The following is a 14801-nucleotide window of genomic DNA, read 5'->3' as shown; positions in this document are numbered from 1 at the left end:
GCCGGTCTTGGACAGCGGCGGCGAACCTGTGTTTCGGTGCCCGCATGACAGGTTTCGGACGGCGAAAATTCTTCGGTGTGACCGCGGGTGCTGCGGTGCTGGCCGGTGTAGTGGCATGTGGCGGAACGGAATCCCCGAGCCCGGCGGCAAGCAGCCCGGCTCCGGCACCCGGCGGTGCGACCCTGCGCTGGTGGGGCAACAACGGCTGGGAGATCCGGCTGCCCGGCGGCAAGACGGTGCTGATCGATCCCTGGCTGACCAGGTTCCATACCGGGACCTATACCGATGCGGGCGCCGACCCGAACACTCCGATCGCCGTCGACACCGCACTCATCGACCACTACGTGGACAGCGGGGAACTGCGCGCCGACCACATCCTGGTCACCCACGGCCACTACGACCACCTCACCGACGTGCCGTACCTGGCGAAGAAGACCGGTGCCACGGTGCTCGGCACCGAGACCCATCTCAATCTGCTGGCCGCGCTCGGCGCACCGGAGGACCAGCTCTCGATCGCCACCGGCGGTGAGTACCTTCGCTTCGACGGTTACACCATTCGCGCACTGCGCTCGTTGCATTCGGCCTCCGGTGCCAGAGCCGAGGTGGCGTTCGCCGGTACCAGGCCAGGCCTCGGCGCGGGAAAGTTACCGGAGCCCAAGGTGATTCGTGATCTGGTCGAGGGCGGCACGCTGGCCTACGAGGTGAGTGGCGGCGGGGTGAGCGTGCTGAATTTCGGTGGCTCGAATTACATCGAGTCCGAGCTGGCCGGTCTGCACCCGGACGTGCTGCTGTTGCCTGCGGGCGGCGGCAAAATCTACGACTACGTGGCACGGTTGCTGCGCGTCACCGGCAATCCGCGCTACGTAATTCCCACGCACTGGGACGATTTCGACTATCCGCTCGCCGAGCCCGCACGGGACTGGGGTGGTCTCGAATCGCTGCGCAAGGCGGTGGCCCAGGCCAGTCCCACCAGCAAGTTCGTCACCGTCGACCACCTGAAGACCTTCACGCCCTGAGGCCAGGTAGCGATCGATGGTGATCAGACAGTGATTTGTTGCTGACGTCGGCTGCGGTTTCCTGGTTACGGGGGCGTTATGGCCGTCCCACCCGTGCAGAGAGGACATGACAATGGTTTACGCAGGCCCCGTGGCCGTTCGGGCACCTTGGACCCAGCCGCAAGTTCGTTACTACGACGGTGGTTTCGAGCAGGTGCTGTCGGAGCAGGAGACCGCGAGTGCGCTGTCCGTTATGCGGGCCAAGGTTTTCCCGGCGGGAGCGCCGCCGCTGCACTTCCACACCAGAGAAGACGAATTCTGGGTCATCCTGTCCGGGCAGGTCCGGTTCTGGATCGGTGGATATTCCTTGACGGAATGCGCCGTCACCGAGGCTGGTCCCGGGGCCTTCGTCTACGGTCCGCGCAATATTCCGCACACCTTTCAGACCATCACCGAGGAGAGTGAGGTGCTGGTCGGCAGTACACCGGGTGCGATCGAAGGTTACTTCACCGGCGTCGGCGCGGCCGAGGGCCGGGAACACGACAAGCAGGCGGAGCTGCTCGGCAGTTACGGGGTCACCATCGTGGGCCCGCCGCCGGTCTGGTCCGACTGGAACTGACGGGTGCGCCGTGGCAGGTCGTGGATGGAGCAGCCGAGCATGTTCGGGTGACCAGGCGCCGCGGCGTGGCGGTGTCGCCGTGAGCACACGGTGAGGGTTTGGTGAGCGCGGTCGGCGAACGTCTGTGTCAAGAAAACAAATCCGAGCACAGGAGTTCACATGTCTCAGTTCGCCCTCGTTACCGGCGCTTCTCGCGGAATAGGTCGCGCCATCGCCCTGCGATTGGCGGCGAACGGCGCGGCGGTCGCGGTGCACTACGGACATGACGACGAAGCGGCGGCAAAGACCGTCGCTGAGATCGACGCCGCAGGTGGGCAGGCCTTCGCCCTCCGCGCCGACCTGGGTACGCCCGCCGGAATCGACGCGTTGTTCGCCGAGCTGACCACGCGCCTGCCGGACGGTCGGCTCGATATTCTGGTGAACAATGCGGGCGGCGGCGGTGGTAACGGCTCGATCGAGCAGCTGACCCCGGCGGCGGTGGACAGCCTCTTCGCGGTGAATGTAGTCGCGCCGCTGTTCATTTCGCAGCGGGCGATACCGTTGCTGCGCGATGGCGGTCGCATCGTCAATATCTCCTCGTGCGCACCGCGGGTGGCGGCACCATCCCAGGTGGCCTATGCGATGAGCAAAGGCGCGATCGATGTGCTCACCAAAACCCTTGCGGTACAGCTCGGTCCGCGCGGGATCACCGTGAACGCGGTGGCTGCCGGTGCGACCGAGACCGAGGGGATGGCCGCCTTCCTCGATGGGAATCCGCAGGTGCGGGCCAGTATCGGTGCGATGACCGCGCTGGGCCGGGTGGGGCAGCCTGCCGATATCGCGGATGTGGTGGCCTTCCTCGCGTCCGCGGACGCCCGCTGGATCACCGCCAATGTGGTCGATGTGAGCGGCGGCACCGCCATCAGCCCGGCCATCGGCGCCCGGTAGCCGTCCATCTGATAGCTCGGAGATTGCGGGCATACTGTGCATTGTGCAGTTCGGAATCCTCGGTCCCATCGAAGTCCGCCTGGCCGACGGGAGTCCGATCACGGTCGGCGGCCCGCAGGTGCGGGCGTTGGTGGCGCTGCTTGCGTTGGACGCCGGCCGCTTCGTGTCGCGAGATCGGTTGATCGACGGTCTCTACGGGGCGCGGCCACCCGCCAATGCCGGGCATGCTTTGCAGGCGCAGGTATCGCGGCTGCGTGGTGCGCTGCGCAGCGCGGGCAACCCTGAAGAGCTCATCGAGTCCTCGGCCGCCGGGTACCGATTGACCGTGCCACCGGTGGACGTCGACGCCCACCGGTTCGTCCAACTCGCACACGACGGCCGAAAGACCTTGCACGACAAGGAGTTCGCCACTGCTGCCGTCTTGCTGGACGAGGCTGCGCGGCTGTGGCGCGGCCCGGCCCTCGCCGATGTGGCGGATGCGCCTTTCGCCGCGGTGCAGGCCGCTCGGCTCACCGAGGTGTGGCTCGCGGCGCTGGAGGATCGCGCGGCGGCGGCGGTGGCGCTGGGCGATCACCGTGCGGCGCTGGGCACGCTGCCCGAAATCGTTGCGGCACATCCACTTCGCGAGCGGGCGCGGGCTCTGCTGATGCGGGCGCTGTATGGGGCGGGGCGGCAGGCGGAGGCACTGGCGCTGTTCGAGCAGGGGCGCGAGCTGCTCGCCGAGGAACTCGGTGCCGACCCGTCGGCGGAATTGGCGCAGGCGCATCTGGCGATCCTGCGCGCGGATGCCGCACCGGAACGTGCGGTCCGGCGGCTGCCGACGCCGTTCACCGGATTCTTCGGGCGCGATGCGGAATTGGCGCGGGTAGCGCTGCTGCTCGCGCGGACCCGGCTGCTGACACTGACCGGTCCCGGCGGGACCGGCAAGACGCGATTGGCTTTGGAAGTCGGCGCTCGCACCGAGGGGCCGGTGTGCTTCGTGGACCTGGCCCCGCTGGTGGACGGGGCGCAGGTGGTCCAGGCGGTGGCCGCGGCGTTGGGTGGGCGCGAGAGCGCCGGGCGCGCCCCGGGGGAGCTCCGCGATGTCGAGAGCCGGGTGCGCTCGATGCTCGCCGAACGACCGCAGCTGATCATTCTCGACAATTGCGAGCACCTGATTCTCGACACCGCCCGCCTGCTGCACCGGCTGCTGCTCGACTGCCCCGGGTTGCGCGTGCTGGCGACTAGCCGAGAACCCTTGCGGATCACCGGCGAAACCGTTTTCCCCGTCGGGCAATTACCCGTCGCCGCTGCCGATGCCCCCCTGGCCGAGCAGCTCGACTGCGCGGCCGTTCGGTTGTTCGCCGATCGTGCCGCCGCCGCGCGACCCGGATTCGCCGTGGATGCCGCGACGATCGGCGAGGTCCGGCGCGTGTGCGCCCGCCTCGACGGGTTGCCGCTGGCCCTCGAACTCGCCGCCGCCCGGCTGCGCACCCTCGAGCTCGACGAGCTCGACGCGCGCCTCGGCGACCGCTTCCGATTGCTCGCCCGCGGTGACCGCACCGCCGAGCCGCGCCATCGCACCTTGCAGGCAGTGGTCGACTGGAGCTGGGCACTCCTGGCCCCGGCCGAACAGGCACTGGCCCAACGGTTCTCGGTCTTCGCGGGCGGAGCCACCGCACGGACCGCGCGCGATATCTGCGATATCGACGATGCCGATGAACTGCTCGACGACCTGGTCGACAAATCATTGGTGGAGGTGACCGGCGGCCGCTACCGAATGCTGGAGACCATTCGTGAATTCGCGCGGCGGCAGGCGATCGACTCGGGCGAGCAGCAGCGGCTGCTCGACGCGCACGCGCGGTACTTCACCGACCTCGCCGAGCGCGCCGACCCGCTGCTGCGCGGGGCCGACCAGCTGGATTGGCTGGCAAGGCTGGCCGCCGACGACGGCAATCTGCAAGCGGCGCTGCACTGGGCGGCGCGTTCCGATCCGCCACTGGCACAACGGCTTATCGCCGCCCTGGCCTGGTACTGGTGGTTGAGCGGCCGCCCCGGTGACGCCGTCGAAATAGCCGAACAGCTTCTGCCCCAACTCGATCCGTCGTCCGTCGAGGACTACGCGCTGTGCGCGGCGGTGGCGGCGCGGGGCGGTGGCGAGTCGCGCGCGGCCGTCGAACGCGCGGCCGCGGCGGTATCGGAGTCCCGAAACCCGTTGCGGCGACCGCATTTGGTGTTTCTGCTCGCCATCGCGGGCGGTATGGCCACCGTCGATCCGGATCGCTCGCGTCTGCTCTTCGGGCCGGACGTGTGGTCGCGGGCCTTCCTGCGCCTGGGGGATGGGCTGCACCTGTTCATGTCCGGGCGTATGCACGACTCCGAGACCGAATTCCGCAGTGCCCTTGATGATTTCCACGCAACCGGTGACCGCTGGGCGATCGCCACGGCGCTGGACAAACTCGCGGCGGTCGCCGACTGGCGTGGCGATCGACCGGCCGCCTTGGCCTTGATCGATGAGGCAGTGCAGCGCTATACCGAGCTGGGCACCGTCGACGACACCGCCGATCTGCTCAACCGTCGCGGCGACATCCTGGCGGGCAGTGACCCCGACGCCGCCCGCGCCGCCTACGAACGTGCCGCCGATCTTTCCGGCTCGGTGGGTGCGACGGATATGCGCGCCAATGCGATTCGCGGGCTCGGCGATTTGGACCGGGCCGACGGAAACATGTCGAGTGCGCGGGAGCAATATGCCGCGGCCCTGAATCTGGTGGCCGAAGGCTCGGTGGGGGCGGTCGAGGCCCGCGCCCGCGCGCTCATCGGCCTGGGCTGGGTCGGCGCCGCCGAAGGTGACCTGGCGGCGGGACGCGCCGCCCATCGCACGGCTTTCGAACTCGCCCACCGCCACCAGCTGCGACCGGTGGCGGCCACGGCCGTCGAGGGCCTGGCCGGAGTGGCCGCCACGTGCGGCGACGCGGAACGCGCGGCCCACCTGCTCGGTGCCGCCGAGGCGTTGCGCGGTCTGCGCTCCACCGGCGACGGCGACCTCGCTCGCATCACCGCTGAAACCCGCTCCGCCCTGGGCGAATCCGGCTTCCTCGCGGCCTTCGGGAGGGGCCGCGAATACTCCGTCGAACAGGTGGTCGCGCTGGTCGGTGAGTGACGGTGAGCCGATGGTGAGCCCGCGGTGAGCGAGCCCCGCGAAGCTCCTTTCCATGACCGAGACACCGCAGTTCGCCAACAAGACCGTCCTCATCTCCGGTGCCAGCGTCGCCGGTCCCGCCCTCGCCTACTGGCTGACCCGCTACGGCTTCACTGTCACCATCGTCGAGCAGTCGCAGACGCTGCGCGAGGGCGGCTACAAGGTCGATATCCGCGGTGTGGCAATGGATGTCGTCGACCGCATGGGTCTGCTGCCGCAGTTGCGCGGCGCCTCTACCGATATGCGAGGGGGCGCTTGGGTCGACGCGTCCGGCAAGGCCGTCGCCACGCTGGGCCCCGAGCTGATCGGTCTGCGCTCGCCCGGCGATGACGAGGTGCTGCGCGGCGACCTCGCCCGCATCCTCTTCGATGCCACCAAGGGGGAGGTCGAGTACCTGTTCGGCGATTCGATCACGGAGCTGACCCGGCACGACGACGGCGTTACCGTCGGTTTCCGCAATGCCGCCACGCGCGTCTTCGACCTGGTCATCGGTGCCGACGGGATGCATTCGGCGGTGCGTCGCATCGCATTCGGTCCCGAGGAGCAGTTCGTCCGCCACACCGGCATGGCGGTCTGCGCGTTCTCGGTCCCCAACGCCCTCGGCCTGGACCGCTGGGAATTGGTCTACCCGACGCCCGGCAAGGTCGTCCAGCTCTACAGCACCCAGCACGGCACCGCCAAGGCCCAGTTCATTTTCCCGGTCCCCGACCAGCTGCCTGACCGCCGCGATGTCGCCGCGCAGCAGCGTCTCGTCGCGCAGACCTTCGCCGATGCGGGCTGGGAAGCGCCGAACCTGTTGTACGCCATGCCCGAATCCCCCGACTTCTACTTCGACACCGTCAGTCAGATCCACCTCGATCGCTGGTGGGACCACCGCGTGGCCGTCGTCGGTGATGCCGCCTACTGCCCGTCCCCGCTGTCCGGCCAGGGCACCAGCATGGCGCTCGTCGGCGCATACGTCCTGGCCGGTGAACTCCGTGCGGCGCGGGGCGACCACCACGTCGCCTTTCCGCGCTACCAGCAAGCCATGAGCGACTACATCTCCCGCAACCAAACCCTCGGCTGGTCCAACGCCACCCAGATGGTCGCCGCCGACCGCCGCGCCATCCGCACCCAGACCACCATGCTCCGCATGCTGCGTCATATGCCCTGGAAGGGGCTGGCTCTGCGCCCTATCATCAAACCGATCGAGCGCGCCGCCAACGCCATCACGCTGGCGGACTACTGATCGCGAGCAGCCTCACTTCGTCGACGAGGAGCTCGTGTCACACCCGCGAGCGCTACGTCGTCGATCAATCAGCAACCACGACAACGACGAACGAGGATTGAGAATGTCTATCGAAAACCTACGCACCGCGGTCCGCGGCGGTGTGCTCCTACCGGGCGACGCCGATTTCGATCAGGCGGCGCGACCATGGAACTCTGCCATCGCGCAGTCCGTGGCCGGCGTCGTCGAGGTCGCCGACGCGCTGGACGTCGCGGCGGTGCTCGACTACGCCCGCCGGGCGGGCCGGCCTGTGGTGACGCAGCCGACCGGGCACGGTGCGACCGGCGACATCGATGGTGCAATCCTGGTGCGCACCAAGCACTTCCACACTGTCGACATCGATCCCGGACAGCGTGTGGCGCGGGTGGGCAGCGGCGTGCATTGGGGACAGGTGCAGGCAGCGGCGGCCGGGTGCGGGCTCACCGGGCTGGCCGGGAGCAACCCGGTCGTGGGCGTGACCGGATACACCCTGGGCGGCGGATTCGGCTGGTTCGCCCGAAAGTACGGGTGGGCCGCGAACGCGGTGCGTGCGATCGAGATCGTCGACGCCGCCGGACGTCCGCAGCGCGTCACCGCCGACTCCGACCCGGACCTGTTCTGGGCATTGCGTGGCGGCGGTGGCGATTTCGCGATCGTCACCGGTCTCGAGTTCGAATTGTTCGCACTGCCCCGCCTCTACGGCGGGCGGGTGATGTGGCCCGCCGACCGGACCCGCGCGGTCTTCGACCTGTTCACCGAGCTCACCACCGACGCACCCGCCGAACTGTCAGTGTGGTTGCAGCGCTACCAGATTCCCGGCGCCGCACCGACCGTCGCCATCGACTTCGCCTACCTCGGCGATCCCGCCGACGGACGGCACCTGACCCGCAGGCTCGACACGATCGACGGTATTCTCGCCGACACTCGCGGCGAACTCAGCCCCGGCGAGATCGGCAAGATCACCGCCGAACCCACCGACCCCAGCCCGTCGCTCTCACGCGGCGAACTACTCACCGATCTCGATGACGCAGTCGTGAAGACCCTCATCGAAGCACCCGTCGCGCCGCTGCTCAACGTGCAGATCCGCGGCCTGGGCGGCGCGCTGGCCCAGCACCGCCCCGACGGCGGCGCCCGCGGCGCGGTCACCGAGCCCTACGCGCTGTACCTGCTCGGCCTGGGCCTACCGCACCTGCTCGGCCCCATCGGTGATCGATTCGACGAGATCATCAGCGCCCTCGGCACCCACATCACCGGCACCAAGCCCTACACCTTCCTCGCCCCCGGTGAGTCCGCCACCGCAGCCTTCGACCCGAACACCCTCGCGCGACTGCGGGACATCAAGCGAAACCGCGACCCCCACAACATCATCCGCGCCAACTTCCCAGTTCTCGGCTGACCTCCAGCGCCGTCCACCCCCAGGATGACGGCTTCCGCTCAGGCGTATGAGCCCGGTCGAGATGGCCTGATCGCCTACCTACCTAGTCGCCGACTCGGCTACGTATCTAGGTAGGAATCACCGACGCGGATGCCGGTGTGTGGATGGAAATCTCGTTGTCAGCAAGCGAGCACGACTTGCCGGACACGAGGAGGAACACCATGATCGCGGCACCTGATGAGGCGGTGGAACCAGAGCTGGCCACTCCGGCGCGTATTGCTCGTGCCACTGTGTTGGCGGCCGCGACATTGACGGTGATGGGTCCGGCGGTTATCGCGCCGAGCTTGCCGGGGATGCGGGAGGCGTTTTCGGCGGTGGCAGGTGCGGATGTGCTGGTCCGGCTGGTGTTGACGGTCACGTCGCTGGCGATCGGGCTCAGCGCGCCGCTGGCGGGCATGGCTGCGGACCGGATCGGGCGGAAACCACTGTTGGTGGGCAGTCTCGCGCTGTACGCGGTGGCCGGAGTGGCCGGGTTCTTCGTCGAGGGCATCGGTGTGCTGCTGGTGACCAGAGCCATGGTGGGTGTCGCGGTCGGCGGAATTATGACTGCGGTCAGTGCCATCATCACCGACTGGTTCCAGGGACCCAAGCGGGCGAGTTTCCTTGGGCTGCAACAAGCTTTCGCCAGCATCGGCGGCGTCGTGTTCTTGCCGCTGGCGGGTCTGCTGGCCGCGTCCAACTGGAAGTTGCCGTTCTGGATCTATGGTGTCGGCGCGGTGATTCTGCCGTTCGCGCTACTCGCTTTGCGAGAACAGCAGCGCGACAAGGTATCCGGACCAGCTAGCGGCAACACCGCGGGTTCGCGGTCACCGATCTTGCGGCCGATCACCGGGCTCTACCTACTCGCCTTCTTGGTGACCCTCGCCTTCTATATGGCCCCCACGCAGTTGCCGTTCCTGCTGGCGCAACTGCATATCGGTCCGGCCTTGGTCGGTGCGGTGATCGCCGCGACCACGGTCAGCAGTGTCGCCGGCGCACTGAGTTTTCCGGCGCTGCGGGGCCGCTGGTCCCCCAGTGTCCTCACCGCCGCGAGCATCGCGCTGCTCGGTGCCGGGTGGATCCTGGTCGGCACCGCTGGGGCGGTGGCGCAGGTGGTGGTCGGGCTACTCGTGGGTGGGTTCGGTGTCGGTCTGGCAGTCCCGAACCTGAATCTGCGGTTGAGCGAGCTCGCACCGGCCGCCACTCGTGGGCGGATCCTCAGCGGCCTGGTTACCGCGATCTTCTTGGGCCAGTTCGTTTCTCCGTTGATCCTCGCGCCGCTGATCCACGCCACCAGCATCGGCGGCGCGTTCCTCTGGAGCGGGATCGTCATGACTCTAGGCGCGGTGATCGCGCTGCCTCTACTCCGTAATGCCAAGTAACACCGACGAATTCACCACCAACCACCGAGTCCCAAGCCTGCGGCTCACTTGAATGAAGGATGAAAGACATGATCTACCACGGCAACCGTTTCACCCTCCGTGCCGACGCCACCCCCGAGGCGATCGAAGCAGCCCTCGAGAGCCTGCGTAACCAGGGCCGGGTGATTCCGTCGGTGAAGTCGTTCGTGGTCGGCCCCGACTTCGGTGGCGAATACCAGTGGGGCGCGGTGTTCGTCATCGAGGACCTGGCAGGTTACTGGGAGTACCTGATCCACCCGGCCCACCGCAACACCGACCGTGTCGGTCTGCCCCTGGTCGACAAGTTCGCCTCCTTCGACATCACCGACGACGAGGATCCGGCGATGGCGGAGAAGATCGCCGAACTGCACCAGCGCCGCTACGACAGCGACCCGGAACTGACCCAGCTGGTCTCCGACCTCGGCGAATACAGCGGCAGCGCCGCACCCGGACACCACGGCGAGAAGTAACCACCCGATCCAAACACAACCCCCTGCCGGACAGCCTGTCCGACAGGGGGTTTCGTGCTGCTAGGTCGTGATGTTGAACATCCAGCTGATCCCGAACTGGTCCACGAGCGAGCCCGCCTCGTCGCCCCACACCTGCGCTTCGAGGGGCAGTGTGACGGTGCCGCCGACCGAAAGCTTCTCGAAGTAGCCGCGGAGTTCGGCGGCGTCACCACCGACGAAGACCGCAACGTTGTTGCCTGGCCGATAGGGCGGGTGGTCGGGCCGGTCGTCCGGGAAGTCCCATCCCATCAGCGTGTAACCGGCCGGCGTGTCGAGCCGGGCGTGCATGACGCTGTCAGCGCTGGGTGCTTCGGGTGAGCCGAAGTCCGCGACCGTTCCGACCGCCAACTCACCGCCGAAGACCTCCCGATAGAACTCCATCGCTTGCCGAGCGTTGCCGTTGAACACGATGCACGGATTGACTCCAGAACTCACGTGACGCTCCCTCATGACGCGACCGATCGGGCCTTCCGACGGTCACCGAGCCAGCCTTTCAAGTAATCACGACACCTCCTGTCGCGTTTATTGGTAGAACCTTGGTCGGCGACAGTGCTGCCGAGCGTGTCGGACTTGCTGTCCCAGTTGCCTACCCGTCGGTCCGGCGCCGCTCGGCGGATTCGATGAGGTCGCGACCGACGTCGCCGAGGAATTGGGCCATGGCGCGCAGGCGGACACCGGCCGGGGTGCTCGGGCCGAGGGTGTCTGCGCCGTCGCGAGCGCCGGCGGCGACCTGGACGTTCAGTTGTGCGCTGGCGAGCATCGCTCGGTACCAGACGTCTTCGTCGATGACGTAACGGTCGCGCCGGCCGTCGGAGTCGCGTTCGCGGCGGATCAGTTCCTGCGCTTCGAGGTAACCGACGGCTTTGGAGATCGATGCGGGGCTGACCTGGAGTCGGCGGACCAGTTCGGCGGAGGTGAGGCTGCCGCTGTCGGTGGCGTATAGGCAGGCGAGCACGCCCGCCATCATGTGGGGGATGCCGGAGTTGTCCAGCAGGGTGGTGAAGTGCGCGGTGAAGTCGCGCACCGCCTCGGGATCGCGTCCGTCCGGATCACGGCGAGACTGGGGAATCGGTTGGGGTGAACGATGATTCCGGCGCGCACGGAGTCCGGTCGCGTGATGTGCCCGGTCGGCTCGATAGTCGTGGGGTCCGCCGTTGCGCATCACTTCCCGGGTGATGGTCGAGGTGGGCCGTTGCAGGCGCTTGGCAATCGCGCCGTAGGACAGGTTCTCCGCGAGCCCGGCGGCGATCTGCCGACGGTCCTGCTGCGTCAGTCGGCCGCCGGGCATGAGCTCCTCCTCTGGTTCGGGGCTACCAGACTGCCGCTTGGCTCGAGTCATTGCAACATTCTTGCGACAGGTCATGCATTCATCGGCAATATCATTGCAACGATTACAGCCAATTAAGCTGCGAATATGCATATTTCGGTGATGTCATTCGATTGACGATATTGTGAACGCAACATAGCTTTTCTCTCATCGCGAAGATGAATCCGACCTGAAGGAGAGCGTGATGACCATCAACTTGAACACCGGGACCGCCGCAGTGCAGAGCGTCCTGAAGCGGGCGGTGACTGAGAACGGCTACCCCGCCATGTTCGCCGAGATCCGCGACCGCAAGCAGACCTGGTTCGATTCGGCCGGCGCCGCCGACCTGAGCTCTGATCGTGCCCCGCAGCAGGGAGATCACTTCCGAATCGGCAGTGTCACAAAGACTTTCACTGCCACGATCGTGTTGCAGCTGGTAGCGGAGTACCAGCTTGGTCTCGATGACACCGTGGAGAAGTGGCTGCCGGGTCTGGTCCGCGGCAACGGGCATGACGGTACCCGGATCACCATCCGTCAGCTGCTCGGTCACACCAGTGGGATCTTCGGCTACACCCTGGACGAGACCATGATCGAGCTGTTCTATAGTCCGGCCATGCTGGAGCACCGATTCGATGTCTACCGGCCGACGCAGCTGATCGACATCGCCACCTCGCATCCGGCCGACTTCGAACCGGGTACCGAGTGGGGCTATTCGAACACCAACTTCGTGCTCGCCGCGATGATCATCGAGCGGGTGACCGGGCAGTCCTATGCCGACGTGCTGGATCAACGGATCGCCCGTCCGCTGGGACTGACCGGTACCTATGCGCCGGGCGGTGAAACCGAGATCCGAGGACCGCACGGCCGGACCTACTCGAAACTGATGCTCCCCGAGGCCGACGCACCCGTGCATGACGTGACCGAGCTGAGTGCGACCTACGGCTTCGGTGTCGGCGAATTGATTTCCACCGCAACCGATCTCAACACCTTCCTCAGTGCGCTGCTGTCCGGTCGGTTGTTGCCGCCGGCACAGCTGGACGAGATGCTCACGATGACCCCGGTGCCCGACGGCAGATGGCTCGACGGCTACGGTTACGGTCTCGGCATCTCCTCGGTGACGCTACCCAACGGGACGACCGTCTACGGTCACGGCGGGATGATCACCGGCGCTTGGTCCTACCTGTACGGCACGCGTGACGGGCAGCGCGTCGTGACCCAGAACGTCAACGGAGACTGGGGAATGCCACCGCTGGATATCTTCCCCGAGCTGCTCGAGGCGGCTTTCCGCCCGCATGCCTGAGTTCGAAACCCTGACGCCGTCGGCAACCGATCGACTGTGCCAACCCACCGCTATGCCAGCGGGACGCCACAGTGATTCGACCGGCGATGGCGCACTACTGTTCAGGTGATAGCGCACGAGTCCGCGATGTGGTGGCAGGTGCTTTTTGCTGTTCCAGCAAGACCTGCCGCACACGTCCGGGCGAAGCGATCAGATCGTGTTGCGCTCCGGCTCGATGTGGGAGGTTGACGACTGTGAACCAATTGTCTAGTGCGACATCACCTTACCTGCTTCAGCATGCCGACAATTCGGTGGATTGGCGAGAGTGGGACGCCGCTGCGCTGGCCGAGGCGGCGGCGCGGGACGTGCCGATCCTGCTGTCGGTCGGATACGCGTCTTGTCACTGGTGTCATGTGAGTTGCGAAGTGCCGTAGTCTTCGAGAAGTGTTGCTACCTGCGGAGATGTGACGCAACCCGACGAGATTCCTCGGCTGTCGATGGTGCCGTCCTCTCCGGTGGACACGGAGAGTGTGGCCTGTAGTTCGTATCGACACCGCAGAGCAAGTCGCCGACATGATCACGTTGGGCGAGCCGCGTCGGCGATCCGGACGCCGAGGTCGTCGAGTTCGTCGAGGACTGCGCCGGCGCCCCAGATCTGGTTGCGTTTCCGATCGGTGAGCGGCCGTAGTACACCAGCTTCGGTCAGGCGGTCGATTGCCGCGAAAACACTGCTGCGAGAAGCGTTTGTCAGGGCTTCCGCCTCTTCGGCGGACAGGATCGGGTGGGCAGGTAGGTGTCCGAGTAACGCGGCGGCGGCGCTGCCAGCGCGCACGCCGCCGAGCAGGTCACGCCACTCGCGAGGGATCTCGTCGCGCAGCCGCTCGGCTGTCGTTCGCGACTGTGCCGCCGCGATTGCCGCACATCGCGCGAAATCCGAGATGAGTGGCCGCACGTCACCTGTCCGGTAGAGCGTGAGCAGCTCGAAGTAGCGGTCGCGCCGGGCTACCAGTGCCGACGCGAGCGGAACCACCACCAGTGTGGTTACGCCACGCAACCGCAGCACACTGTTGATGAGCGCCCGCCCGATCCGGCCGTTGCCGTCGGTGAACGGATGGATGGACTCGAATTGCGCGTGCGCGAGCGCCGCTTGCGCGAGCGCCGACAGATCGCTCCGGTTGACGAACGTCTCTAGATCGGCCATGTAGTCAGCCACGGTGTCCGGTGGTGGCGGAATGTAGAGCGAACCACGCGGCGAATGGTCGCTGCCGCCAATCCAGTTCTGCAGGTCCCGGAAGCGCCCTGCATGCATGTGTTCGTACTTGTCGTCGGCCATGAGAATGCGGTGCGCGGCAAGGAAATTCGGTATGGTGACCCGACGCTCCCGGGAGGCGGAGCCAATCAGTGCGTCCAGCGCGTCTGTTGCGGCGGCCATCGCCACCGCCGAAGGGTTGCTCCGAATGCCGTGTAGCGCGCGAGCGTAGTCGTCGAGATCGGCGTCGATGGCTTCGATCTTCGACGATGCCACCGACTCGGTGCGTAGTAGCAGTAACCCCAACGCCTCGAGCTGGTCCCCGTGCGCGGCGTCCAACACCGCGATCTCCCGAACCGCCGCCTCCAATTCGGCCGACAGCGCAGCATCGATGTCAACTGCCTGTCTGGCGATCCTTGGTGGCAGGGACACCTCGATCTCCCGCAGCATCCGATCGTCCCGGGTGCCGCCGCGATGCGTCTGCTGCCACGCTCGCCGCTCCCGGGTGTGCGCGGGCCACTTTGTCGACACAGACGCCTCCTAACCCGGAAATTCCGCAACCTTAGTCCGATTTAACCCCATAACTCGGACTAACGCAACGATCAATCCGAGTTAACCCCGGACGCGAGATGACGAGTAAGGATCGGGTTTCCGTGCACCCCGGTATGGCAGGCTGGAA

At 66.8% G+C, this 14801-nt stretch carries 12 protein-coding genes and 1 pseudogene; 10 read left to right on the top strand and 3 right to left on the bottom strand.

Annotation, left to right across the window (positions count from 1 at the left end; translation table 11 throughout):
• The first annotated feature begins 44 nt into the window (after positions 1–44).
• From ABZ942_RS12840 to ABZ942_RS12805, 8 genes are all read left to right on the top strand, one after another.
• Positions 45–1016 carry an MBL fold metallo-hydrolase gene (locus tag ABZ942_RS12840; protein WP_357381275.1) on the top strand — a complete coding sequence of 324 codons (972 nt, stop codon included), beginning with the start codon at positions 45–47 and terminating at the stop codon, positions 1014–1016.
• Positions 1017–1146: 130 nt separating this feature from the next.
• A complete protein-coding gene (locus tag ABZ942_RS12835; protein WP_357381273.1) occupies positions 1147–1614 on the top strand; it encodes a cupin domain-containing protein in 468 nt (155 codons plus the stop codon).
• A gap of 159 nt (positions 1615–1773) precedes the next feature.
• Positions 1774–2541 (top strand): SDR family oxidoreductase, encoded by a 768-nt coding sequence (locus tag ABZ942_RS12830; RefSeq protein ID WP_357381271.1) that lies wholly within the window; start codon positions 1774–1776, stop codon positions 2539–2541.
• A gap of 43 nt (positions 2542–2584) precedes the next feature.
• The gene (locus ABZ942_RS12825; protein WP_357381269.1) at positions 2585–5680 is read left to right on the top strand and encodes a BTAD domain-containing putative transcriptional regulator; all 3096 of its coding nucleotides are present in this window, start codon (positions 2585–2587) and stop codon (positions 5678–5680) included.
• A gap of 52 nt (positions 5681–5732) precedes the next feature.
• Positions 5733–6947, top strand: a complete 1215-nt coding sequence (locus tag ABZ942_RS12820) for an FAD-dependent monooxygenase (protein ID WP_357381267.1) — start codon at positions 5733–5735, stop codon at positions 6945–6947.
• Positions 6948–7050: 103 nt separating this feature from the next.
• A complete protein-coding gene (locus ABZ942_RS12815; protein WP_357381265.1) occupies positions 7051–8361 on the top strand; it encodes an FAD-binding oxidoreductase in 1311 nt (436 codons plus the stop codon).
• A gap of 200 nt (positions 8362–8561) precedes the next feature.
• Positions 8562–9761: an MFS transporter gene (locus ABZ942_RS12810; RefSeq protein ID WP_357381263.1), complete on the top strand. Its 1200-nt coding sequence runs from the start codon at positions 8562–8564 to the stop codon at positions 9759–9761.
• A gap of 68 nt (positions 9762–9829) precedes the next feature.
• Positions 9830–10249, top strand: a complete 420-nt coding sequence (locus ABZ942_RS12805; protein ID WP_357381261.1) for a Dabb family protein — start codon at positions 9830–9832, stop codon at positions 10247–10249.
• Positions 10250–10309: 60 nt separating this feature from the next.
• Here the strand turns inward: ABZ942_RS12805 and ABZ942_RS12800 are convergent, their stop codons facing one another.
• Positions 10310–10723 (bottom strand): VOC family protein, encoded by a 414-nt coding sequence (locus ABZ942_RS12800; RefSeq protein WP_357381259.1) that lies wholly within the window; start codon positions 10721–10723, stop codon positions 10310–10312.
• 151 nt (positions 10724–10874) lie between these two features.
• Complete coding sequence (locus tag ABZ942_RS12795; protein ID WP_357381258.1) at positions 10875–11627, bottom strand: helix-turn-helix domain-containing protein; 753 nt, start codon at positions 11625–11627, stop codon at positions 10875–10877.
• Between the two features lie 172 nt (positions 11628–11799).
• Here ABZ942_RS12795 and ABZ942_RS12790 point away from each other — a divergent pair, with 172 nt between their 5' ends.
• Entirely contained in the window at positions 11800–12894 is a 1095-nt protein-coding gene (locus tag ABZ942_RS12790; protein WP_357381256.1) for a serine hydrolase domain-containing protein, read from the top strand.
• A 224-nt stretch (positions 12895–13118) separates the two neighbouring features.
• A pseudogene (locus ABZ942_RS12785) lies at positions 13119–13289 on the top strand (DUF255 domain-containing protein); the annotation flags it as partial.
• A 161-nt stretch (positions 13290–13450) separates the two neighbouring features.
• On the opposite strand, the gene ABZ942_RS12780 reads toward ABZ942_RS12785, so the two are convergent.
• The gene (locus tag ABZ942_RS12780) at positions 13451–14653 is read right to left on the bottom strand and encodes a Fic family protein (RefSeq protein ID WP_357381254.1); all 1203 of its coding nucleotides are present in this window, start codon (positions 14651–14653) and stop codon (positions 13451–13453) included.
• Between the last annotated feature and the right edge of the window lie 148 nt (positions 14654–14801).

The sequence above is a fragment of the Nocardia sp. NPDC046473 genome, assembly GCF_040645995.1.
Taxonomy (GTDB): Bacteria; Actinomycetota; Actinomycetes; order Mycobacteriales; family Mycobacteriaceae; genus Nocardia.
This window is presented reverse-complemented; position numbering and strand designations above follow the sequence as displayed.